A 22,800-nucleotide genomic window follows, 5' to 3' on the forward strand; every position below is an offset into this window, starting at 1 on the left:
CCCCAAGCAGATCATCTGTGCAGCGATGCGCAAGCTACTACATTTCGTTTACGCCGTTCTCAAATCGGGTCAGCCATTTGACCCAAAATTTGCCCTTGCTCGATGAGGGGCAAGACGGTATCTACAGACCCAGCACGAGCTTGATCCCTCGCGCCATGGAGGACTAGTCGAACTGGGCGCGCATCCAGGCCTGGTATTGCGCCACGCCGGCCTCGCCTTCACGGGGCGCCCAGTGGGCCAGCTCGCCCTCACCCACGGGCCGATAGGGGCCGGCCTTGCATTCGAACATCAGGCTGTCGGCTTCCAGCACCACCAATCCGTGGTACACGCCGGCCGGCAGGTCGACGCCGAGGCAATCGCCACCAACCTGCAGGATGCGCTTGTCGACCACCGTACCGGCTTCGTCGAAGATCAACACCCCCAGCCGCCCTTTGAGCACCAACAAGGTTTCCGCCTTGTCGGCGCTCAGGTGGCGGTGCGGCGGGATGTAGGTCGACGGTTGCAGACCCACCGCCATGCGGTGGCACGGCTCATCCATCTCGTGGAAGTTATGGTGCTGCCGCCCACGAGGGCTGGCCGCCGCTTTTTCGGTCAAGCCATCGAACAGAGCATGGTCCAGAAAGCTTGGTCGGGTCATCGATTACATTCCCTTGACGGCAAAAATGCCATTGGCGTTGCGCCAGTAACCTTTGTAGTCCATGCCGTAGCCGAAGATGTAGCGGTCGATGCACGGCAGGCCGACGAAATCGGCTTTCAAGTCCGGACGGGCCTTGCGGTCGTGGTCCTTGTCGATCAGCACGGCGGTGTGCACGGCACGGGCACCGGCGTGTTTGCAGAAGTCGATGATCGCGCCCAGGGTGTGACCTTCGTCGAGGATATCGTCGATGATCAGCACCTCGCGGTCGATGAACGAGACTTCCGGCTTGGCTTTCCAGAACAGATCGCCGCCGCTGGTTTCGTTGCGATAACGCGTCGCGTGCAGGTAGGACGCTTCCAGGGGGAAGTTCAGATAGGTCAGCAGCTTGCCGGAGAAAATCAGCCCGCCGTTCATGACGCAGAACACCACCGGGTTGGCATCGGCCAGCTGATCGTTGATTTGCGCACCGACACGGGCGATGGCCGCTTCGACTTCGGCTTCGCTGTACAGGCAGTCAGCCTCTCGCATGATTTGACGGATATGCTCGAGATCAGCGGACATGGCGCTCTCCAAGGGACGTTGAGGGGGAGGGACGGTTCTGAAAAGCGGGCAAAGGTACGCATCAAGCAAGGCCAGATCAAGCGTTTGTGGACTAACGTTCTGTATTGTCTATAGGACAACACCCTCGGATAGATTAATCTAGGCCGGTTTTTTTGCCCGCCGCCGGAGCCTTTCCCATGCCCATCTTCGAGATCCGCCATCCGCTGATCAGACACAAACTCGGCCTCATGCGCCGCGCTGACATTAGCACGAAGAACTTCCGTGAACTCGCCCAGGAAGTCGGCGCCCTGCTCACCTACGAGGCCACCAAGGACCTGCCGCTGGAGTCCTATGAAATCGACGGCTGGGCCGGTGCGGTCCAGGTCGAGAAAATCGCCGGCAAGAAGATCACCGTGGTGCCGATTCTGCGCGCCGGCATTGGCATGCTCGAGGGCGTACTGAGCCTGATCCCAGGGGCCAAGGTCAGCGCCGTGGGCGTGGCTCGCAACGAGCAGACCCTGCAGGCGCACACCTACCTGGAAAAACTGGTGCCGGAAATCGACGAGCGCCTGGCGATGATCATCGACCCGATGCTCGCCACCGGCAGCTCCATGGTCGCCACCATCGACCTGTTGAAAAAGGCCGGTTGCCGGGACATCCGCGCCATGGTGCTGGTCGCCGCTCCCGAAGGCATCAAGGCCGTGCAGGACGCTCACCCGGATGTGACCATCTATACCGCGTCCATCGACCAGAAACTCAACGAGCACGGCTACATCATCCCGGGCCTGGGCGATGCTGGCGACAAGATCTTCGGCACCAAGCAAAAGGACGCTTGAGCATGCAGGATGAGTTCAACGATCCGCTCTGGCGCCAGGTACTGTCCGGCGCACAGATGCTGTTCGTCGCCTTCGGCGCGCTGGTACTGATGCCGCTGATCACCGGGCTGGACCCTAACGTGGCACTGTTCACGGCCGGCCTGGGAACGATCCTGTTCCAGATCGTCACCAGGCGCCAGGTGCCGGTGTTCCTGGCTTCGAGCTTTGCCTTCATCACCCCGATCATCCTCGCCAAGGACCAGTTCGGCCTGGCCGCGACCATGGGCGGCGTGATGGCGGCGGGTTTCGTCTACACCTTTCTTGGCCTGGCGGTGAAGATCAAGGGCACCGGGTTCATCGACCGGCTGCTGCCGCCGGTGGTTATCGGCCCGGTAATCATCTCCATCGGCCTGGCCATGGCGCCGATTGCCGCCAACATGGCGATGGGCAAGGCCGGCGACGGTACCGAGCTGATTCATTATCAAACCGCGATGCTGATTTCGATGCCAGCCCTGCTCACCACCTTGACCGTGGCGGTGTTCGGCAAAGGCATTTTCCGCCTGGTGCCGATCATTTCCGGCGTGTTGGTGGGCTTTGCCATGGCATTTTTCTTCGGCGTCGTGGACACCGCGAAAATCGCCGCCGCGCCGTGGTTCGCCCTGCCTAACTTCACCGCACCGGAGCTCAACTGGCAGGCGATCCTGTTCATCGTGCCGGTGGCGCTGGCACCGGCCATCGAGCACATCGGCGGCGTGATTGCCGTGGGCAGCGTAACCGGTCGCGACTACCTGAAAAAGCCCGGCCTGCACCGCACACTGCTCGGTGACGGCGTTGCCACCACCGCCGCCGGCCTGTTCGGCGGCCCGCCCAACACCACCTACGCCGAAGTGACCGGCGCGGTGATGCTGACCAAGAACTACAACCCGAAGATCATGACCTGGGCAGCGTTCTTTGCCATCAGCCTGGCATTCATCGGCAAGTTCGGTGCGCTGCTGCAAAGCATCCCGGTGCCAGTGATGGGTGGAATCCTGTGCCTGTTGTTCGGTTCGATTGCGGCGGTGGGCATGAACACGCTGATCCGCCACAAGATCGATCTGGGCGAGGCGCGCAACCTGGTGATCGTCTCAGTGACGCTGGTGTTCGGCATCGGCGGTGTGCTGGTGGGCACCGGCACTGGCCCGGACGACTTCGGCCTCAAAGGCATCGCGCTGTGCGCGGTGGTGGCGATCGCGCTGAACCTACTGCTGCCGGGCAATGACAGCTGGAAACAGAAGCAGGCGGATGAGCCGCTGATTTAAGAGCTCTGTTGTCTGACAGGTTCTCTTCGCGAGCAAGCCCACACTTGATCCTCAGCGTACACAGACTTTGTGAACGACAAAGATCGAATGTGTGTGTGGGGCTTGCTCGCGAAGGGGCCGCTGAAATCTACAGAGCGATCGGCGCCCGTTCACAGAGGGTACTCAACGCCCGCGCCCACTGCGCCTCATCATTGAGGCAAGGCACCAACACCAACTCCTCCCCTCCTGCCGCGCGGAACTGCTCACGGCCGCGATCGCCGATTTCCTCCAGGGTTTCAATGCAGTCGGCCACGAATGCCGGACACATCACCAACACTTTCTTCACGCCGCTTTTGGCCAGTTCATCCAGCCGCGCCTCGGTATAGGGTTCGATCCACTTGGCCCGCCCCAACCGCGACTGGAACGACACCGACCACTGGCCATCCTTGAGCCCCATGCGTTGGGCGAACAGCTCTGCAGTGCGGATGCATTGCGCGCGGTAACAGGTTGCCATCACCTCCGGCGGCGCGCTCTTGCAGCAGTCGGCATCTTTGAAGCAATGAAGCCCCGTAGGGTCGAGCTTGGTCAGGTGTCGCTCCGGCAAGCCGTGGAAACTCAACAACAGATGATCGTGTTCCTGCATCAGGTACGGCTTGGCGCTGGCCACCAGGGCGTCGACGTATTCGGGTTGATCGTAGAATGGCTGGAGAATCGAGAACTGCACATTGAGTTTCTTTTCCCGCACGACCCGCTTGGCCTCCTCGATCACCGTGGTCACAGTGCTGTCGGCGAACTGCGGGTACAACGGCGCCAACGTGATCTTCTTGTGACCCTGGCTCGCCAGCCGCACCAACGCCGATTCAATGGACGGCTCACCATAACGCATTGCCAGCTCTACCGGCCCCTGGGCCCACTGCGCGGTCATGGCCTGTTGCAAGCGGCGACTGAGCACCACCAGCGGCGAACCCTCCTCCCACCAGATCGAGGCGTAGGCATGGGCCGATTGCTCGGGACGCTTGATCAGGATCAGCGACACCAGCAAACGCCGCACCGGCCATGGCAGGTCGATGACATACGGATCCATCAGGAATTGATTGAGGTAGCGGCGCACATCGGCCACCGAAGTGGAGGCAGGCGAACCCAGATTCACCAGAAGCAACGCGTGATCGGTCATGCAACGTCCTATTTCAAAGGCGGCTGGACAAGTCTTCCAGGGCCGCAGGCAAATCAGTGAACCGGAATGTGAAACCCGCCGCCTGCAATCGGGCCGGCGTGGCGCGCTGGCCGCCGAGCAACAGCAATGACAACTCCCCCAGGGCAACTTTCAACGCAAGTTCCGGCATTGGCACCACGGCTGGCCGATGCAATACATGCCCCAGGGCCTTGGCAAAATCGCGGTTGCGCACCGGGTTCGGAGCGCACGCATTATAAGGACCGCTGGCATCAAAGCGGTGCAGAAGAAAATCAATCAGGGCGATTTGATCCTCAATATGAATCCACGGCATCCACTGCCGACCATTGCCGATACGCCCACCCAGCGCCAGTTTGAACGGCAGTAGCAGCCGCGACAAAAAGCCGCCCTCGGCAGACAGGACCAGGCCGGTACGAACCAGCACAACACGCATACCCAACGCCTCGGCCCGTTGCGCGGTTTCTTCCCAGGCAATGCACAACTGGCTGGCGAAATCTTCGCTCACTGGCCCCGACTCCTCGGTCAACTCACGCTCGCCACCGTCGCCATACCAGCCCACCGCGGAACCGGAAATCAATACCTGCGGTTTCTGCTCGCAACGCTCCAGCCACGCCAGCAAAACTTCCGTCAACGTAATGCGACTGCTCCACAACAACATCTTGCGCTTATGGCTCCAGGGCCGGTCGGCAATCGGTGCTCCCGCGAGGTTGACCACCGCGTCCACCGGCGCCTCAATTGCTTCGAGCTTGGCAACGCCTCGCACGTCTGCGCCACAGATTTGCGCCACCTCTTCGGGTCGGCGACTCCATACCGTCAAGCGATGTCCCTGCCCCAACCAGAGGCGGCAGAGCTGACGTCCGATCAAACCAGTACCGCCGGTCAGCAATATGTGCATGAGATGTTCCTCGCATCGCGTTTTACCCGGCCCATTAGTCTATTTTTATAAGCAGGGATTTTTCGTATCGGACAGGGTCTGTGTTTAACAATAGGACAAGCTGTCCAAACGCGAACGGTAAAACTTATACCAAAAACCCAAATTGTACAGGTTTAAACGACGGCGTAGTCTGTACAGAAAGGTAAACGAGGCCCTCATGACTGTACCTATCGCAATCATCGGCACCGGCATCGCCGGACTTTCAGCCGCCCAGGCCCTGACGGAGGCCGGGCATATCGTTCAACTCTTCGATAAAAGCCACGGCAGCGGCGGACGCATGTCGAGCAAACGCAGCGACGCCGGCGCACTGGACATGGGCGCGCAATACTTCACCGCCCGCGATCGCCGCTTTGTCACGGAAGTCCAGCGCTGGCAAGCCAACGGGTGGGCGGCGGAATGGAACCCGCAACTCTACAACTTCCAGAACGGGCAACTGAGCCCATCGCCGGACGAACAGACCCGTTGGGTCGGCACGCCACGCATGAGCGCCATCACCCGCGCCTTGCTCGACACACTGCAAGTGCAGTTTTCCTGCCGGATCACCGAGGTGTACCGCGGCCAGGAGCATTGGCATTTGCAGGACGCGGAAGGTTTCACTCACGGCCCCTTCGGCCAGGTGGTAATCGCCACACCCGCGCCCCAAGCCACCGCATTGCTGGCGGCCGTACCGAAGCTGGCCGCCGTGGCCGCTGGCGTGAAGATGGACCCGACCTGGGCCGTGGCGTTGGCCTTCGAAACCCCGCTGGATACCCCCATGGAAGGCTGCTTCGTACAGGACAGCCCCCTGGACTGGCTGGCGCGCAACCGCAGCAAACCGGGACGCGACAACACGCTCGATACGTGGGTATTGCACGCCTCCAGCGACTGGAGCCGGCAGCACATCGACCTGTCCAAGGAAGCGGTGATCGAACATCTGCACGGTGCCTTCGCCGAACTGCTGCACAGCGCGATGCCCGCACCAAGCTTCAGCGTGGCCCATCGCTGGCTCTACGCCCGCCCCGCCGGCAACCACGAATGGGGCGCCTTGGCCGATGCCGACCTGGGCCTGTATGTGTGCGGCGACTGGTGCCTGTCCGGCCGGGTCGAAGGTGCATGGCTCAGTGGCCAGGAGGCTGCACGCCGCCTGCATGCAAGCCTGCAGTAGATCGCATCACCCATCACTATCCGCTGCTGTCGAAAGAGACAGCAGCCTGCCTGCGATACAGATTGACGCCACCTCCCGCACAAACCCGGTTGACTTGTGCACGTTCTGACCTATGATGAAAATATTGTACAAAGATAGATACCTGTACAAGATTTAGCAATCAGAGGTTACCCATGCCCAGCACAGCCATCGCCAAACCCAGAATCGCCATCAGCGCCTGCCTGATGGGTGCTGAAGTTCGCTTTAACGGCGGGCACAAGCAATCGCAGTTGTGCAGCCGTACCCTCGTCGACTATTTCGACTTCGTGCCGGTGTGCCCTGAAGTCGCCATCGGCCTGGGCATCCCCCGGGAACCGATCCGCCTGGTGGGCAACCCCGAGCACCCCGAGGCGCTCGGCACGGTGAATCGCGACCTCAACGTGACCCGGCCACTGGCCGACTATGGGCAGCAAATGGCTGGCGAACTGGATGACATCTGCGGCTACATCTTCATGCAGAAATCGCCATCCTGCGGACTGGAGCGGGTCAAGGTCTATGATCACAACGGCGCGACCCAGGACGGCGGCGGCCGCGGTATCTATGCCCAGGCCTTCTGCGAACGCCACCCGGATCTGCCGGTGGAGGAAGACGGTCGCCTCAACGACCCGGTGCTACGGGAAAACTTCCTGACCCGGGTGTTCGCCTATGCCGCCTGGCAACCTTTGCGTCACGACGGACTCACCCGTCGCGACCTGATCGAATTCCACTCGCGCTACAAATACCTGCTGATGGCCCACAACCCGGTCCAATACAAAGCCCTGGGCAATTTGCTGGGCAACATGGGCAAGGCCGACCCCAATGAGCTGGGCCCACACTATTTCAGCGCATTGATGGCCGCCTTGAAGAAATGCGCCACCCGCCGCACCCACACCAACGTGCTGCAACACCTGAGCGGTTACCTCAAGCGCGCCATCGACGCCGAGGACAAACAGGAAGTACAGCACCTGATCGGGCAATATCGCCTCGGCATCGTGCCCTTAGTGGTGCCACTGACGTTACTCAAGCATCACTTGCGCCAGCACCCCGATCCTTACCTGGCGCAGCAGGTCTACCTGCAACCGCACCCGGAAAACCTCAGCTTGCGAAACGCTATTTGATGAGCCGCGAACCCGACTCCAGCGCCAGCGAAGACCTGGGGGCCGACTTTGCCAAGGCCTTGGCGCAAGGCTGGCTGCCCATACGCGAGGTCGCCCGGCAAACCGGCGTCAATGCCGTCACGCTGCGCGCCTGGGAGCGTCGTTACGGGCTGATCGTGCCGCACCGCACCCCCAAGGGCCACCGACTGTTCAATGCCGAGCATGTGCAACGGATCCTGAGCATTCTCACCTGGATCGACCGCGGCGTTGCGGTAAGCAAGATCAAGCCGTTGCTGGACACGCCGCAGCCACCGAGCGAACAGGTGCCGGAGAATGACTGGCAACGTCAGCACCACGCCCTGGTGCTGGCGGTGACGCAACTGGCCGAGCGCCAGATCGATGACCTGGTCAACCAGGCGATGGCGCTGTACCCGCCCTGGACCGTGTGCGAGCAGTTGCTCTTGCCGTTGCTGGCCGAGCTGCACCTGCGCTGGCAAGGCCAGTTCGGCGCGCAGCTGGAACGGGTGTTCCTGTACTCATGGCTGCGCAGCAAGTTCGGCAGCCGGATCTACCACAACAACCGTCAGTTGCGCGGCGCGCCACTGTTGCTGGTCAATCATTCGGACTCGCCCCAGGAGCCGCACCTGTGGCTCACCGCCTGGCTGGCCAGCAGCGCCGACTGCCCGGTGGAAGTGTTCGACAGCCCTCTACCGGCCGGCGAACTGGCCCTGGCAGTCGAGCGCCTCAAGGCTCGCGGCGTCCTGCTGTATTCCAGTCACGCCCTCAACCTGTCCCAACTGCCCAGGCTGCTGAGTGGAATCGATTGCCCGATCATCATTGCCGGCCCGGCCGCGTCGATCCACCACGCCAGCTTATCCACTGGCGCGTCGATGATTGACGTGTCCTGGGCCGCAGACCCGTTATCGGCTCAGCGCGAACTGAGTCGCCGAGCACTCCTTTAGATGGAAGACAGCATGCAACTGATCTGGCTGCGCAGCGACTTGCGCCTGCACGACAACACCGCCCTCGCGGCGGCCGCAGCCCAAGGCCCCTGCGTGGCGGTGTACCTGACCAGCCCCGAACAATGGCGCACCCATGACGACGCACCGTGCAAGATCGATTTCTGGCTGCGCAGCCTCGGTGCGTTGAGTGCGACCCTGGCCGAATTGAACATCCCACTGCTGATCCGTGCCGCTGCGCATTGGCACCAAGCCCCGCTCGCGCTGCTCAAGCTGTGTCGCGAACTGAACGTCGACGCCGTGCATGTCAACGAAGAGTACGGCCTGAATGAAACGCGACGCGACGCCGAAGTCGCCCGCGCGCTGAATGAGCAGGGCATTGAATTTCACAGCCACCTCGATCAATTGCTGTTCAAGCCCGGCAGCCTGCTGACCAAGACCGGCAATTACTTCCAAGTGTTCAGTCAGTTCCGCAAGGTCTGCTACAGCCGTCTGCACTTCTCATTGCCGAGCCTGGTCGCCACGCCGGCCAGGCAGGCTCCCACCGGCATTGCCCGTGACCCGGTGCCGACGCAAGTCGATGGATTCGCCCCGCCCAGCCAAGCGCTACGCGCCCTCTGGCCCGCCAGTGAAGCCGAAGCCCGTCGGCGCCTGGACACCTTTGTCGAGCAGCACATCGATGATTACCAAGGCGAACGGGATTATCCCGCCAGGCCCGGCACCAGCCAGCTATCGGCCTATCTGGTGGCTGGGGTGGTGTCACCGCGTCAGTGCCTTCATGCCGCGCTGCAAGCCAACCAAGGTGAATTCGAAAGCGGAAATGCCGGTGTTGCGACCTGGATCAATGAATTGCTCTGGCGTGAGTTCTATAAACATATTCTAGTGGGTTATCCACGCGTGTCGCGCCATCGTGCGTTTCGCCCGGAAACCGAGGCGCTGGCGTGGCGCAACGCCCCCGCAGAACTGGAAGCCTGGAAGCAAGCACGCACCGGCCTGCCGATTATCGATGCGGCCATGCGGCAGTTACTGGAGACCGGCTGGATGCACAACCGCTTGCGGATGGTCGTAGCCATGTTCCTGACCAAGAATCTGTTGATCGATTGGCGCGAAGGCGAGCGCTTTTTCATGCAGCACCTGATCGACGGCGACCTGGCCGCCAACAATGGCGGCTGGCAGTGGAGCGCCTCCACCGGCACCGATTCGGCGCCCTGGTTCCGCATCTTCAACCCGTTGAGGCAGTCGGAAAAATTTGACCGCGAGGGCTTGTTCATCAAGCACTGGTTACCTGAATTGAACGATCTGGACAAGCATCAGGTCCATAGCCCAAATACCCAGGGCGGCTTGTTTGGCGCCGAGGATTATCCGGCACCGATTATCGACTTGAGCCAGTCCAGGGCGCGTGCGCTGGCAGCGTTCAGAAACCTGCCAACGCGACAGGACGCGACCGCCGAAGAGATGGGCGATTAGCGAACAAACAATTGCCGGTCGACGGAAGGCATTATTCGTCCGAGAACATATAATTTTACTAGTCGTAGGGACTCCACTGAAAAGCCACGTATCAGTGCGCTGTCCAATCGAAAGGAGTAGAGAATGGGTTTAAGACTGCCCCGGCGCTGCTGGCTCACCGGGGCTGGCAACGGAATCGGCACTTCGTTGGCTGAAGCGATACTGCAGACGGGTGCATACCTGGCCGTCAGTTCGCACTCGAGCCAATCATGCGAAACCCTTTCGGCACGTTATCCAGGCCAAGTACTGGCCGTGCCCGGCAATTTGACCGACAGCCAGGCCGTGCGCGAGATCGGCGAACAGATTGCCCGGCAATGGGGCGCCCTGGATCAGGTGATCGTCAATGCCGGGACGGCTGAGTACGTTGACGGGCAGCCGGCTGATCACACATTGATCGAGCATATTGTGCGCAGCAATCTGCTGGCTGCCAGTTTCTGCATCGAAGTGGCCATGCCCTTGCTGCGCGCCGGGACCGAACCTCATCTGGTGGGTATTGCCAGCCCGGCGACTTACCTGCCCCCTTCACAAATAGAAGCGGGTGGCCGCGGGATTCGTCATCTGTTCGAATCGGCTCGGGCAGAACTGGCATACGCGGGTGTCGATGTGACGTTGGTACACCCTGGCTACGACGCCCCATTGCTGGGGCCCGACGATTGCCCCCAAACCACGATTCACTGGTCGGCGGACGAAACAGCGCGGCACGTGCTGAATCAGTTGGTCGAACGCCCGCGGGAAGTCGCGCTTCCCATTGCGTCCATGACCGCGCTCTGGCCTTTGCCTTCGTCGACCGAAACCGTGCCGACCGATATGGGCTCATGCCAGGCGAAAAACGGCTATCCGATCAAGGGACGACCCTGAGCCGCTGATTGCCTTACACTGCGCGCCATGAAAACCATCCCCGTCCATGAAATCCCGGCACCGGCCGTCACGTGTTCGACGTGCGCGGCGTGCTGCTGCCAGTTGGAAGTGATGCTGATCACCGACACCGGGGTTCCGGAGCGCTTTATCGACACGGACGAGTGGGGTGGAGAGGTGATGCTGCGACTGGATGACGGTTGGTGCGCGGCACTGGATCGCGACAGCATGATGTGCACCATCTATGAAAAGCGTCCGCTGATCTGCCGAGAGTTCGAGATGGGCGCACCGGAGTGCCTGGAAGAACGCCAAGGGATTGCAACGGCGTATCGATAAAGGAATGGTCTGACAGAGCTGATCTATTGTCGGAGCGAGCCTGCTCGCGAAAGCGGTAGATCAGGCAACATCGTATTGGCTGCCCCACCGCTTCGCGAGCAGGCTCGCACACAGTTCTCAAACTGTTTTGTTACAGCGGCATCGTGTAGTGCAACGAGTAGCTTTCTACACCGTCGTTGGTCGACTTGATGCCCGCGTTGGAGTAATGAATGGCGCGAATGCCCACTTCATGCCCACCGTTGAAGCGCAGGCCGAAGCCGATACGGTCTTCAAATTGGAAAGCCGTGCCAAGCTTGTTGTCTTCCACTTCGGTATTGGCGAACAACGCCACACCGATACCCGCCTCGATGTAAGGCTTCACGTTCTGGCCGGAAAATTCATACACAAACACAGGCGCAAACGACAGGCTGTGATTGCTGGATGTCTCGTCCCCTTCCCAATAGGTATAGGCGCCGCTCCAATAGCCGGTCAGGCGACCGATATCACTTTGCAGCCAGCTCTTGTCCCAGTCGAACTGCATGCCCAGGCGATAGGTCATGGTCGAGTCGCTGGTCTGGCCAACCCCAAATTCCACACCTGCTGCTTGTGCAGTGTAAGTGTGCCCCAACAATGCGGCCGCAAACGCGGCAAAGCAGAATAAGCGCTTCATTAGAAAAATCCTTTTCCGAACAGACTTAGTTGATTTTGTTACAAACACACAAAGCTATAGAAATCCGCGCTAAAACAGAAGTTCAGCACGTTTTACACAATTTTCACGTTTTTTTTACAGATCGAAGCTTCGCACAACGCCGGACGAATGCCATAGCATCGGTAGGATTTTTCTTAAATGCATCGGGTCTGCACTTGTCCAGAAATGCGTTTCGCTGGCAGGCCCCTCGGCCAACAAACCGCGCTCAGCCAAGAGGCGCTGAAGTTGCCGGGCCACGGCGGCACCGGTGTCGACCAGGCTGATATGTTCCGGAATCATCCGCGCGAGCAATGGCTTGAGGAACGGATAGTGCGTGCACCCCAGGATCAACGTATCGCAGCCGGCTGCCAGCAAGGGGTCGACGTATTGTTGCAGCAATTGATACAAGGCCGGACTGTGCAAATCACCCGTTTCGATCAGTTCAACCAATCCCGGACACGGTTGCGTGATGACCCGCACATCGGTGGCGAAACGGTCGAGCAAAGCGGCGAACTTGGCGCTCTGCAAGGTACCGGTGGTGGCGAGCACACCGACGATACCACTGCGGGTAGCGGCGGCCGCCGGCTTGACCGCCGGTTCCATCGCGACAATGGGCCAATGGGGGAAATCACGGCGAAGATCGGCAACAGCAGCAACCGTTGCGGTATTGCAGGCTACAACCAGCGCCTTGGCGCCCTGGCCCAAGAGAAAGTCGGCAATGATCGCGCAGCGTTGGCGGATGTAATCCGGGCTCTTCTCGCCGTAGGGGATATGTCCACAGTCAGCCACATACAACAGCGATTCATTGGGCAGCAGCTGGCGAATTTCCCCCAGCACCGACAACCCGCCGACACCCGAATCAAGCACGCCGACCGGCGCTTCACTCATGTTGGCCACCGCAGACGCTGCAACCTGGATCGCGCTTGACCCGCAGCTCACGGAAACGCGTGCCCAGGGCATCGATCAACAGCAGGCGCCCCACCAGCGGCTCACCGAAACCGACCAACAACTTCAAGGCTTCAAGGGCTTGCAGACTGCCCACCAATCCCACCAGCGGTCCGATCACACCAGCCTCGCTGCAGGTCAGCTCGGCTTCGCTGCCATGGCCATAAAGGCAGTGGTAGCAAGGGCTTTCGGGGCGGCGTGGGTCGAACACCGACAACTGCCCTTCCAGGCGAATTGCCGCGCCGCTGACCAACGGTTTACCCGCCGCGACACAGGCCGCGTTCACCGCTTCACGGGTCGAGAAATTGTCGGAGCAGTCGAGCACCACATCCACCGCCGCGACCGCCATGGTCAGACTGTCTTCGTCCATGGCCGCCCGGTGAGGCACCAGCCGAACCTCGGGGTTGATCGCCCCCAGGCGTCGCATCGCCGAATCGACCTTGCTCAAGCCGACGCTATCGGTGTCATGAATGATCTGGCGCTGCAGGTTGGTCAGATCGACGCTGTCGAAATCCGCCAAATGCATCTCACCCACCCCAGCGGCGACCAAGTACAACGCCACCGGGGCGCCGAGACCGCCGAGACCGATGATCAGCACGCGGCTTTGCTTGAGACGCAATTGGCCGTCGATGTCGACGTGCTGCAACAGAATTTGCCGACTGTAGCGCAACAATTCCTGATCGTTCAGCACGGCAGGCACCCCTGGCTGATGCGTTCATGACCGCCCAGGTCCTTGCGGCTGTGGACTTCGACAAAGCCTTGGGTGCGCAGCAAATCGCGCACCGCCTCGGCTTGGTCGTAACCGTGCTCGAGCATCAGCCAGCCGCCCGGCTCGAGGTGAGCCGGCGCCTGGGCAACGATTTGGCGCAGATCATCGAGCCCGTCCGGCCCGGCAACCAGGGCACTGGCCGGCTCGAAACGCACGTCGCCCTCGATCAGATGCGGATCGCTGGCTGCAATATACGGCGGGTTGCTGATGATCAACTCGAAACGCGAGTCTTCCAGCGCACTGAACCAGTGGCTGCTCAGCACCGTGACGTTGTGCAGGTCCAGGCGCTGGCGATTGCGTTCGGCCAGGGCCACGGCCTCCAGCACCCGGTCGACCGCGGTGACTTTCCAGGCCGGGCGCTCGCTGGCCAATGCCAGGGCAATCGCGCCGCTGCCGGTGCCCAGGTCCAGGACCCGAACCGGTGTGGCCGGCAACAAGGCCAGCGCGGACTCCACCAGCAGCTCGGTGTCGGGACGCGGGATCAGGGTATGGGGCGCGACTTCCAGATCGAGCTTCCAGAAGCCCTGCTGTCCGAGGATGTACGCCACCGGCTCGCCGGAGCGACGCCGCCGCAGGTATTGGCCGAACAGCAACGCCGCCTCACTGGGCACGATCCGCTCGGGCCAGGTGTGCAGGAAGCTGCGGGACTTGCCCAAGGCTGCGGCCAGCAACAACTCCGCGTCCAGCCGTGCCGTGGGGGAATCCGGCAGCTCGGCCGCGCGTAACAGACTGGCGATGATGGTCATTTATTCACCTGTGCTTACTCGCCAATCGCAGCCAGCTGATCGGCCTGGTATTCAGCCAACAACGGCTCGATCACCGCATCGACACCACCGGCAAGGATCTCGTCCAGGGAGTACAGGGTCAGGTTGACGCGATGGTCGGTGACCCGGCCCTGGGCGAAGTTGTAGGTACGGATCCGCTCGGAACGATCGCCCGAGCCCACCAGCAATTTGCGTTCGCTGGCGATGGCATTGGCGGCAGCGCTGGTCTGCTGGTCGTTGAGCTTGGCCGACAACCAGGCCATGGCCCGCGCGCGGTTCTTGTGCTGGGAACGTTCTTCCTGGCACTCGACCACGATGCCCGAGGGCAAGTGCGTGATGCGGATCGCCGAGTCAGTCTTGTTGACGTGCTGGCCGCCCGCGCCGGAGGAACGGTAAGTGTCGACCCGCAGGTCCGCCGGATTGATCTCGATGGCTTCCTGCTCGTCCGGCTCGGGCAATACCGCCACAGTGCAAGCCGAGGTGTGGATACGCCCCTGGGACTCGGTGGCCGGCACGCGTTGCACGCGATGGGCGCCGGATTCGAATTTCAGCTTACCGTAGACATTGTCGCCTTCGACCCGGGCGATGACCTCTTTATAGCCGCCGTGTTCGCCCTCGTTCTCCGAGAGGATCTCCACCCGCCAACCGCGACGTTCGGCGTAGCGCGAATACATGCGAAACAGGTCACCGGAAAAAATCGCCGCCTCATCGCCGCCGGTACCGGCACGGATCTCAAGGAACACATTGCGCCCGTCATTCGGGTCCTTGGGCAGCAGCATGCGTTGCAGGTTGCTTTCCAGTTCGAGCAGTTGTTCCTTGGCTTCGTGAACTTCCTCCACGGCCATTTCGCGCATGTCCGGGTCGCTGTCCTTGAGCAGCGCCTGGGCGCCTTCAAGATCGCCCTGCACTTTGAGCAACTGTTTATAGGTGGCGACAATCGGCTCGACTTCCGCGTATTCCTTGGAATAGGTGCGGAATTTGTTCTGGTCGGAAATGACTTCGCCATCGCCCAGCAAGGCAGTCAGTTCTTCGAAACGGTCCTGGAGGATATCCAGCTTGTTGAGCAGTGACGCTTTCATTGCGGTTTTTTATCCGAAAAGCTATCCGGTGAGCCCTCACCGAGGGCGAAGAGTTCCTGGGCCATGGCCAGCGCATCGAGGCGGCCTTCGGCGGTCAGCTTCTTGAGCTGGACACTGGGGGCGTGGAGCAATTTGTTGGTCAGGCCGCGAGCCAGTTGTACCAGCACCTCTTCGGCACTGCCGCCGTTGGCCAGCAGGCGCTGGGCTTTTTGCAGCTCCTCGTCGCGCAGGCGTTCGCTCTGCTGGCGATACGCCTTGAGCACATCCACCGCGGCCAGTTCGCGCAAGCGCACCATGAAGTCGTCTGCGCCGACGCCGATCATCTCCTCCGCCGCCTGGGCCGCGCCTTGCCGGCTTTTGAGGTTCTCGGCGACCACCTCGTGCAGATCGTCGACGCTGTAGAGATAAACGTCATCCAACTCGCCGACTTCTGGCTCGATGTCCCGGGGAACAGCAATGTCCACCATGAAAATCGGCTTGTGCTTGCGCAGCTTCAGGGCACTTTCCACGGCACCCTTGCCAAGGATCGGCAACTGGCTGGCGGTGGAGCTGATGACGATGTCGCTGTGCACCAGCTCCGCGGGAATGTCCGACAGCAGCACCGCATGGGCCCCGAACTGCTCGGCCAGGGTACTGGCCCGCTCCAGGGTCCGGTTGGCGACGACTATGCGCTTGACCCCAAGGTCGTGGAGATGACGGGCGACCAGGGTGATGGTCTCGCCAGCGCCGATCAGCAGCGCCTGGCTGCGTTGCAAATCACTGAAAATCTGTTTCGCCAGGCTGACAGCGGCAAACGCCACGGACACCGGGTTCTCGCCGATAGCGGTGTCGGTGCGCACCTGCTTGGCGGCGTTGAACGTCGCCTGGAACAGGCGCCCCAGCAGCGGGCCGACAGTGCCGGCCTCGCGGGCAACGGCGTAGGCCGATTTCATCTGACCGAGAATCTGCGGTTCGCCCAACACCAGCGAATCGAGCCCCGAAGCAACACGCATCATGTGACGAACGGCCGCATCGTCTTCGTGCACATAGGCACTGGCGCGCAGTTCCTCAAGGCTCAGGTTGTGATATTCGGCCAGCCAGCGCAGGACTGAATCGGCCGAAACGTGATCCTGTTCTATATAGAGCTCGCTGCGATTGCAGGTGGAGAGGATCGCAGCTTCGCGACTGTCGGTGAGTCGGCAGAGCTGCTGCAAGGCCTCAACCAGCTGCTCAGGCGTAAAGGCCACGCGCTCGCGGACGTCTACTGAAGCAGTCTTGTGGTTAATACCGAGTGCAAGGAAGGCCATTCAAGGTCGCTGATGGTGACGTGAAGCCGGCAATTGTCCTACTTCGTCAGATTCAGAACAACCACTCGATCTCTATCGCCCTGCCCTGGGTTGTAAATCGACGGGGCGGTTATGTTTGACCGGAGGCTTGTGTCATGATGATCTGACCGCAGGTTAGTCGTCCTTTTCCTATATGAATAGATCTTCCGCGTTGCTCCTCGCTCTTGCCTTGCTCAGCGGCTGCCAGTCCATGGCCCCCGTTTCGACGGACGGTACGCCGCCGGTCGAAGACAGCGTGCAGGTACCTGAAAAGCCCAAGGTCTACGGCTCGTTCAGCGAAGAAACCATCTTCAGTCTGTTGAGCGCCGAACTGGCAGGCCAGCGCAATCGCTTCGACATTGCGCTGGACAACTACGTGACCCAGGCCATCAATACCCAGGACCCGGGGATCTCCGAGCGGGCATTTCGCATTGCCGAATACCTGGGCGCCGACCAGCCCGCGCTGGATACTGCGCTGATCTGGGCCAAGAATGCCCCGGACGACCTCGAAGCACAGCGCGCCGCCGCCGTGCAATTGGCCCGGGCAGGGCGCTACGACGATTCCATGATGTATATGGAGAAGGTCCTGCTGGGCAAGGGCGACACCCATTTCGACTTCCTGGCCCTGTCCGCCGCCGATACCGACCAGGAAACCCGCAACGGCCTGCTGAAAAGCTTCGATCGCCTGTTGCAGCGCCACCCGAACAACGGCCAGCTGATTTTCGGCAAGGCCCTGCTGCTGCAACAGGATGGTGACACCCAAGGCGCCCTCACCCTTTTGGAAGATAACCCGCCGGAAGCTGGCGAAGTGGCGCCGTTCCTGCTGCGCGCACGCTTGCTGCAAGGCTTGAACCGCGGCGGCGAAGCGCTGCCGTTACTGGAAAAAAGCATCAAGAAGTACCCGGACGACAAACGCCTGCGCCTCACCTACGCCCGCATGCTGGTGGAAAACAACCGCATGGACGACGCCAAGGTGGAGTTCTCCAGCCTGGTCCAGCAATACCCGGAAGACGACGACTTGCGCTATTCCCTGGCGCTGGTCTGCCTGGAAGCCAAGGCCTGGGAAGAGGCCAAGGGGTACCTGGAAGACCTGGTCGCCCGGGAAAGCCACGTCGACTCGGCCCATCTGAATCTGGGTCGCATCGCCGAAGAACGCAATGACCCTGAGAGCGCACTGATCGAGTACGCCCAAGTGGGCCCGGGCAACGACTATCTGCCGGCGCAGTTGCGCCAGGCCGACATCCTGATCGGCAACGGCAAGACCGCCGAAGCCCAGAGCCACCTCGCCGTACAACGCGACGCCCAACCGGACTACGGCATCCAGTTGTACCTGATCGAAGCCGAAACCTTGTCGGCCAACAATCAGGGCGACAAAGCCTGGAGCGTGCTGCAACAAGCCTTGAAGCAGTACCCGGACGACCTGAACCTGCTCTATACCCGCGCCATGCTGGCGGAGAAACGCAATGATCTGGCCCAGATGGAGGAAGACCTGCGCCTGATCATCCGGCGTGAGCCGGACAACGCCATGGCCCTCAACGCCTTGGGCTATACGTTGTCGGATCGCACCACCCGTTATGACGAAGCCAAGCTGCTGATCGAACGGGCCCACCAGATCAATCCGGAAGACCCGGCGGTACTCGACAGCCTGGGCTGGGTGAATTTCCGCCTGGGCAATCTCGATGAAGCCGAACGCCTGTTGCGCCAAGCCCTGGAGCGTTTTCCCGACCAGGAAGTCGCCGCGCACCTGGGCGAGGTCCTGTGGGCCAACGGCAAACAACGCGAAGCCCGGCAGATCTGGAGCCGATTCCTCAAGGATCAGCCGGACAGCCCTATCTTGCGCAGCACCATCAAACGCCTGACCGGATCCGAGACTCTTTAAGATTATGTTTTTGCGCCATTTCATCGTTTTCAGTTTCATTGCCCTGCTCGCCGGTTGCGCCGGCTTCGGCGCCCGTGAATCCGTCCAGGGCCAGGGCAACCAAGCCCAGTGGCGCGAGCACAAGCAACAACTGAGCGGTCTCGACGGCTGGCAAATCGACGGCAAGATCGGCATCCGCGCCCCGAAAGACTCCGGCAGTGGCACACTGTTCTGGCTGCAACGCCAGGACTACTACGACATTCGCCTGTCGGGCCCACTGGGTCGCGGTGCGGCCCGCCTGACCGGCCGACCGGGTCAGGTATCGCTGGAAGTCGCCAACCAGGGGCGCTACGAGGCGCCCACACCCGAAGCGCTGCTGGAAGAACAACTGGGGTGGAAGCTGCCGGTTTCCCACCTGACCTGGTGGGTTCGCGGGCTGCCGGCACCGGACAGCAAAAGTCGCCTGACCCTTGACGCCGACAGCCGCCTGTCCAACCTGGAACAGGATGACTGGCAGATCGAATACCTCAGCTATGCCCAGCAGAAAGGCTATTGGCTGCCCGAACGCATCAAGCTGCACGGCCGCAACCTCGACGTCACGCTGGTGATCAAGCAATGGCAGCCGCGCAAGCTGGGGCAATGACATGAGCGTTGCACGCCTGAACCTGCCCTCCCCGGCCAAGCTCAACCTGATGCTGCACATCCTCGGCCGTCGCCCGGACGGCTACCACGAGTTGCAGACGATTTTTCAGTTCCTGGACTACGGCGACGAAATCACCTTTGCCGTGCGCGACGACGGCGTGATTCGCCTGCACACCGAATTCGAAGGCGTTCCCCACGACAGCAACCTGATCGTCAAGGCCGCGAAACAACTCCAGGCACAATCCGGTTGTCCACTGGGCATCGATATCTGGATCGAAAAAATCCTGCCCATGGGTGGCGGCATCGGCGGCGGCAGCTCGAATGCAGCCACCACTCTGCTCGGTCTCAACCACCTGTGGCAGTTGGGCTGGGACGCGGACCGCCTGGCCGCCCTGGGCTTGACACTGGGCGCCGACGTGCCGGTTTTCGTCCGTGGCCACGCCGCTTTCGCCGAGGGCGTCGGGGAAAAACTCACCCCGGTGGACCCCGAAGAACCCTGGTACTTGGTACTGGTGCCGCAAGTATCTGTAAGTACAGCAGAAATTTTTTCAGATCCACTGTTGACACGTAACTCTCCTCCCATTAAAGTGCGCCCCGTTCCCAAGGGAAACAGTCGAAATGACTGCTTACCGGTGGTAGCAAGGCGTTATCCAGATGTTCGTAACGCTTTGAATTTGTTAGGTAAATTTACCGAAGCAAAACTCACCGGAACTGGAAGTTGTGTGTTTGGGGGCTTCCCAAGCAAAGCTGAAGCTGATAAAGTCTCGGCCCTTCTGACAGAGACCCTTACAGGGTTTGTAGCAAAAGGAAGCAACGTTTCGATGTTGCATCGCAAGCTGCAAGACCTGCTCTAAAGGAATCGAGTGCTGGGCACTCGCAGCAACAGATACAGGGGCGTCGCCAAGCGGTAAGGCAGCAGGTTTTGATCCTGCCATGCGTTGGTTCGAATCCAGCCGCCCCTGCCATTTTCCTATACTCATCCAGGTATACCCTCAGCCTTCAGGTACTGCGCGTGTCCAAGATGATGGTCTTTACGGGGAACGCTAACCCCGATCTGGCTCGGCGTGTTGTACGTCAGCTGCATATCCCTCTCGGTGACATTTCTGTCGGTAAATTTTCCGACGGTGAAATCACTGCCGAGATCAATGAAAACGTTCGCGGTAAAGACGTCTTCATTATTCAGCCGACTTGCGCTCCGACCAACGATAACCTGATGGAACTCGTCGTGATGGCTGATGCCTTCCGTCGCTCCTCGGCTACTCGTATCACTGCTGTTATTCCTTACTTTGGTTATGCCCGTCAGGATCGCCGTCCGCGTTCCGCACGTGTGGCTATCAGCGCGAAAGTCGTGGCTGATATGCTGACCGTAGTCGGCATCGACCGTGTTCTCACGGTTGATTTGCATGCTGACCAGATTCAGGGCTTCTTCGATATTCCCGTGGATAACATCTACGGATCCCCGGTCCTGGTGGATGATATCGAAGATCAGCGCTTCGAAAACCTTATGATCGTGTCCCCGGACATTGGCGGCGTCGTGCGTGCACGGGCGGTTGCCAAATCCCTGGGCGTGGATCTGGGTATCATCGACAAACGCCGTGAGAAAGCCAATCACTCCGAAGTGATGCATATCATCGGCGACGTCGAAGGGCGTACCTGTATTCTGGTCGATGACATGGTCGATACCGCTGGCACCCTGTGCCACGCGGCCAAGGCCCTGAAAGAGCATGGCGCTGCCAAGGTCTTTGCCTACTGCACACACCCTGTGCTGTCGGGTCGAGCGATCGAGAACATTGAAAATTCCGTGCTGGACGAGCTGGTGGTCACCAATACCATCCCGCTGTCCGCAGCAGCACAAGCCTGTGCGCGTATCCGCCAACTGGATATCGCACCGGTTGTTGCCGAAGCGGTTCGCCGCATCAGCAACGAAGAATCGATCAGTGCGATGTTCCGCTAAGGGCCCTGCCCTTTCAAGGACATCTCGTTGACGAAAAGCGCCCCGCCCCGGCATCACCTGTCGGGGCGGGGCTTTTTTGCCCATACCGTGCTTGACGCTGGTCGCAAACGTCACTCGGTCATGGCTATTTTGGAGATACAACATGAACGAATTTACTCTGAATGCTGAAGTGCGTTCCGACCTGGGGAAAGGTGCGAGCCGCCGCCTGCGTCGTCTCGCAAGCCTGGTTCCAGCTGTAGTCTACGGTGGCGAAAAAGCCCCTGAGTCCATCAGCATGCTGGCCAAAGAAGTTGCCAAACTGCTCGAAAACGAAGCGGCCTACAGCCACATCATCGAGCTGAACGTTGGTGGCACCAAGCAAAACGTCGTGATCAAAGCCCTGCAGCGTCACCCGGCCAAAGGCCACGTGATGCACGCTGACTTCGTCCGCGTTGTTGCCGGTCAGAAGCTGACTGCTGTTGTTCCAGTGCACTTCGTCAACGAAGCTGCCCCGGTCAAGAAAGGCGGCGAAATCTCGCACGTCACTTCGGAAATCGAAGTCTCCTGCCTGCCGAAAGACCTGCCTGAATTCATCGAAGTCGACCTGGCTGACGCCGAAGTTGGCACGATCATTCACCTGTCCGACCTCAAGGCTCCTAAAGGCGTTGAGTTTGTTGCTCTGGCACACGGCGATGACAAGGCTGTTGCCAACGTCCACGCTCCACGTGTTGCTCCAGAAGCTACTGAAGAAGACGCTGCAGAGTAATTTCACTCTGTCGCCGGAGTGACCGGAAACATCGCGGACTGGAACGTAGCGAGACAGCGGGCGAGAACGCGAAGCTTACTTAACGGTAAATCCGCCATTTTCGTCCACTGTCGCAACACCGCCTGATTGCGACATTGTTATCCACACTCCAGGAAGGGCCCCTATCGTGACTGCCATTAAACTGATCGTTGGCTTGGGAAATCCAGGCGCTGAATACGAACAGACCCGGCATAACGCAGGGGCCCTTTTTGTTGAGCGCATCGCGCAGGCACAAGGCGTCAGCCTGGCAGCCGATCGCAAGTATTTCGGCCTGACCGGTCGCTTCTCGCACCAGGGTCAGGATGTTCGCCTGTTGATTCCCACCACCTACATGAACCGCAGCGGCCAGGCCGTGGCGGCATTGGCCGGTTTCTTTCGCATCAAGCCTGAAGAAATCCTGGTGGCCCACGACGAACTCGACCTGCCTCCGGGCGTTGCCAAGCTCAAGCAAGGCGGCGGCCATGGCGGTCACAACGGGTTGCGCGACATCATCGCGCAACTGGGTAATCAGAATACCTTTCACCGCCTGCGGCTCGGCATCGGCCACCCGGGCGTTGCCAGTATGGTTTCAAACTTTGTCCTGGGTCGTGCGCCTCGCGCCGAACAGGAAAAACTCGATGCCAGCATCGACTTTGCCCTCGGCGTGTTGCCGGATATCCTCGCCGGTGAATGGAACCGCGCGATGAAAAACCTGCACAGCCAGAAGGCCTGACACTTATCCGAG

Annotated in this window: 24 protein-coding genes and 1 tRNA gene; 15 read left to right on the forward strand and 10 right to left on the reverse strand. The window is 60.6% G+C overall.

Features of this window, described 5'->3' with window-relative positions; translation table 11 throughout:
- Window positions 1-163: 163 nt before the first annotated feature.
- Together AACY31_RS25855 and AACY31_RS25860 are read right to left on the reverse strand one after the other, a co-directional pair.
- Window positions 164-637: a WbuC family cupin fold metalloprotein gene (locus tag AACY31_RS25855; RefSeq protein WP_339477790.1), complete on the reverse strand. Its 474-nt coding sequence runs from the start codon at window positions 635-637 to the stop codon at window positions 164-166.
- Between the two features lie 3 nt (window positions 638-640).
- Window positions 641-1,198: a hypoxanthine-guanine phosphoribosyltransferase gene (locus AACY31_RS25860; protein WP_339477788.1), complete on the reverse strand. Its 558-nt coding sequence runs from the start codon at window positions 1,196-1,198 to the stop codon at window positions 641-643.
- A gap of 176 nt (window positions 1,199-1,374) precedes the next feature.
- Here AACY31_RS25860 and upp point away from each other — a divergent pair, with 176 nt between their 5' ends.
- On the forward strand, window positions 1,375-2,013 hold the full coding sequence (gene upp / locus AACY31_RS25865) for a uracil phosphoribosyltransferase (protein ID WP_339477786.1): 639 nt from the start codon (window positions 1,375-1,377) through the stop codon (window positions 2,011-2,013).
- A gap of 2 nt (window positions 2,014-2,015) precedes the next feature.
- Window positions 2,016-3,290, forward strand: a complete 1,275-nt coding sequence (locus AACY31_RS25870; RefSeq protein ID WP_339477784.1) for a uracil-xanthine permease family protein — start codon at window positions 2,016-2,018, stop codon at window positions 3,288-3,290.
- A 127-nt stretch (window positions 3,291-3,417) separates the two neighbouring features.
- On the opposite strand, the gene hemH is transcribed toward AACY31_RS25870, so the two are convergent.
- Together hemH and AACY31_RS25880 are read right to left on the reverse strand one after the other, a co-directional pair.
- Entirely contained in the window at window positions 3,418-4,443 is a 1,026-nt protein-coding gene (hemH, locus tag AACY31_RS25875; protein ID WP_339505311.1) for a ferrochelatase, read from the reverse strand.
- Window positions 4,444-4,456: 13 nt separating this feature from the next.
- Window positions 4,457-5,356 (reverse strand): TIGR01777 family oxidoreductase, encoded by a 900-nt coding sequence (locus AACY31_RS25880; RefSeq protein ID WP_339477778.1) that lies wholly within the window; start codon window positions 5,354-5,356, stop codon window positions 4,457-4,459.
- A gap of 196 nt (window positions 5,357-5,552) precedes the next feature.
- Between AACY31_RS25880 and AACY31_RS25885 the strand changes: the two genes are divergently transcribed.
- The 6 genes from AACY31_RS25885 to AACY31_RS25910 all read left to right on the forward strand — a co-directional run bounded on the left by AACY31_RS25885 (window position 5,553) and on the right by AACY31_RS25910 (window position 11,310).
- Window positions 5,553-6,539, forward strand: a complete 987-nt coding sequence (locus AACY31_RS25885; protein WP_339477776.1) for an NAD(P)/FAD-dependent oxidoreductase — start codon at window positions 5,553-5,555, stop codon at window positions 6,537-6,539.
- 173 nt (window positions 6,540-6,712) lie between these two features.
- On the forward strand, window positions 6,713-7,675 hold the full coding sequence (locus tag AACY31_RS25890) for a YbgA family protein (protein WP_339477773.1): 963 nt from the start codon (window positions 6,713-6,715) through the stop codon (window positions 7,673-7,675).
- Window positions 7,675-8,616 carry a MerR family transcriptional regulator gene (locus AACY31_RS25895; RefSeq protein WP_339505313.1) on the forward strand — a complete coding sequence of 314 codons (942 nt, stop codon included), beginning with the start codon at window positions 7,675-7,677 and terminating at the stop codon, window positions 8,614-8,616. Before AACY31_RS25890 ends, AACY31_RS25895 begins: the two co-directional genes overlap by 1 nt.
- 12 nt (window positions 8,617-8,628) lie before the next feature.
- Window positions 8,629-10,080 (forward strand): deoxyribodipyrimidine photo-lyase, encoded by a 1,452-nt coding sequence (gene phrB, locus AACY31_RS25900; RefSeq protein ID WP_339492843.1) that lies wholly within the window; start codon window positions 8,629-8,631, stop codon window positions 10,078-10,080.
- 123 nt (window positions 10,081-10,203) lie between these two features.
- Window positions 10,204-10,977, forward strand: a complete 774-nt coding sequence (locus tag AACY31_RS25905) for an SDR family NAD(P)-dependent oxidoreductase (protein ID WP_339505314.1) — start codon at window positions 10,204-10,206, stop codon at window positions 10,975-10,977.
- A 27-nt stretch (window positions 10,978-11,004) separates the two neighbouring features.
- Window positions 11,005-11,310 (forward strand): YkgJ family cysteine cluster protein, encoded by a 306-nt coding sequence (locus AACY31_RS25910; protein WP_339477763.1) that lies wholly within the window; start codon window positions 11,005-11,007, stop codon window positions 11,308-11,310.
- A gap of 130 nt (window positions 11,311-11,440) precedes the next feature.
- On the opposite strand, the gene AACY31_RS25915 is transcribed toward AACY31_RS25910, so the two are convergent.
- The 6 genes from AACY31_RS25915 to hemA all read right to left on the reverse strand — a co-directional run bounded on the left by AACY31_RS25915 (window position 11,441) and on the right by hemA (window position 16,820).
- Window positions 11,441-11,959, reverse strand: a complete 519-nt coding sequence (locus AACY31_RS25915; RefSeq protein ID WP_339477760.1) for an acyloxyacyl hydrolase — start codon at window positions 11,957-11,959, stop codon at window positions 11,441-11,443.
- 114 nt (window positions 11,960-12,073) lie between these two features.
- On the reverse strand, window positions 12,074-12,865 hold the full coding sequence (gene murI, locus AACY31_RS25920) for a glutamate racemase (protein ID WP_339477758.1): 792 nt from the start codon (window positions 12,863-12,865) through the stop codon (window positions 12,074-12,076).
- Window positions 12,858-13,613 (reverse strand): molybdopterin-synthase adenylyltransferase MoeB, encoded by a 756-nt coding sequence (locus tag AACY31_RS25925; RefSeq protein ID WP_339505316.1) that lies wholly within the window; start codon window positions 13,611-13,613, stop codon window positions 12,858-12,860. The genes murI and AACY31_RS25925 overlap by 8 nt, the downstream gene beginning before the upstream one ends.
- Window positions 13,607-14,437 (reverse strand): peptide chain release factor N(5)-glutamine methyltransferase, encoded by an 831-nt coding sequence (gene prmC, locus AACY31_RS25930; protein ID WP_339505317.1) that lies wholly within the window; start codon window positions 14,435-14,437, stop codon window positions 13,607-13,609. Before prmC ends, AACY31_RS25925 begins: the two co-directional genes overlap by 7 nt.
- A gap of 14 nt (window positions 14,438-14,451) precedes the next feature.
- Window positions 14,452-15,534 (reverse strand): peptide chain release factor 1, encoded by a 1,083-nt coding sequence (prfA, locus tag AACY31_RS25935; protein WP_339477749.1) that lies wholly within the window; start codon window positions 15,532-15,534, stop codon window positions 14,452-14,454.
- Window positions 15,531-16,820 (reverse strand): glutamyl-tRNA reductase, encoded by a 1,290-nt coding sequence (gene hemA / locus AACY31_RS25940; RefSeq protein ID WP_339477746.1) that lies wholly within the window; start codon window positions 16,818-16,820, stop codon window positions 15,531-15,533. Before hemA ends, prfA begins: the two co-directional genes overlap by 4 nt.
- A gap of 172 nt (window positions 16,821-16,992) precedes the next feature.
- Between hemA and AACY31_RS25945 the strand changes: the two genes are divergently transcribed.
- The 7 genes from AACY31_RS25945 to pth all read left to right on the forward strand — a co-directional run bounded on the left by AACY31_RS25945 (window position 16,993) and on the right by pth (window position 22,788).
- A complete protein-coding gene (locus tag AACY31_RS25945) occupies window positions 16,993-18,717 on the forward strand; it encodes a tetratricopeptide repeat protein (RefSeq protein WP_339477744.1) in 1,725 nt (574 codons plus the stop codon).
- A 4-nt stretch (window positions 18,718-18,721) separates the two neighbouring features.
- Window positions 18,722-19,339: a lipoprotein insertase outer membrane protein LolB gene (lolB, locus tag AACY31_RS25950; protein WP_339477742.1), complete on the forward strand. Its 618-nt coding sequence runs from the start codon at window positions 18,722-18,724 to the stop codon at window positions 19,337-19,339.
- 1 nt (window position 19,340) lies between these two features.
- Window positions 19,341-20,192, forward strand: coding sequence for a 4-(cytidine 5'-diphospho)-2-C-methyl-D-erythritol kinase (gene ispE, locus AACY31_RS25955; RefSeq protein WP_339505319.1), 852 nt, complete (start codon window positions 19,341-19,343; stop codon window positions 20,190-20,192).
- Window positions 20,193-20,228: 36 nt separating this feature from the next.
- Window positions 20,229-20,303, forward strand: a tRNA-Gln gene (locus AACY31_RS25960).
- Window positions 20,304-20,350: 47 nt separating this feature from the next.
- Entirely contained in the window at window positions 20,351-21,292 is a 942-nt protein-coding gene (locus AACY31_RS25965) for a ribose-phosphate pyrophosphokinase (RefSeq protein WP_003171603.1), read from the forward strand.
- 142 nt (window positions 21,293-21,434) lie between these two features.
- Window positions 21,435-22,037 carry a 50S ribosomal protein L25/general stress protein Ctc gene (locus tag AACY31_RS25970; RefSeq protein ID WP_339477735.1) on the forward strand — a complete coding sequence of 201 codons (603 nt, stop codon included), beginning with the start codon at window positions 21,435-21,437 and terminating at the stop codon, window positions 22,035-22,037.
- A 166-nt stretch (window positions 22,038-22,203) separates the two neighbouring features.
- Window positions 22,204-22,788, forward strand: coding sequence for an aminoacyl-tRNA hydrolase (pth, locus tag AACY31_RS25975; RefSeq protein WP_003205533.1), 585 nt, complete (start codon window positions 22,204-22,206; stop codon window positions 22,786-22,788).
- Window positions 22,789-22,800: the final 12 nt, after the last annotated feature.

This window comes from Pseudomonas sp. RL_105y_Pfl2_101, from assembly GCF_963970585.1.
Taxonomy (GTDB): Bacteria; Pseudomonadota; Gammaproteobacteria; order Pseudomonadales; family Pseudomonadaceae; genus Aquipseudomonas.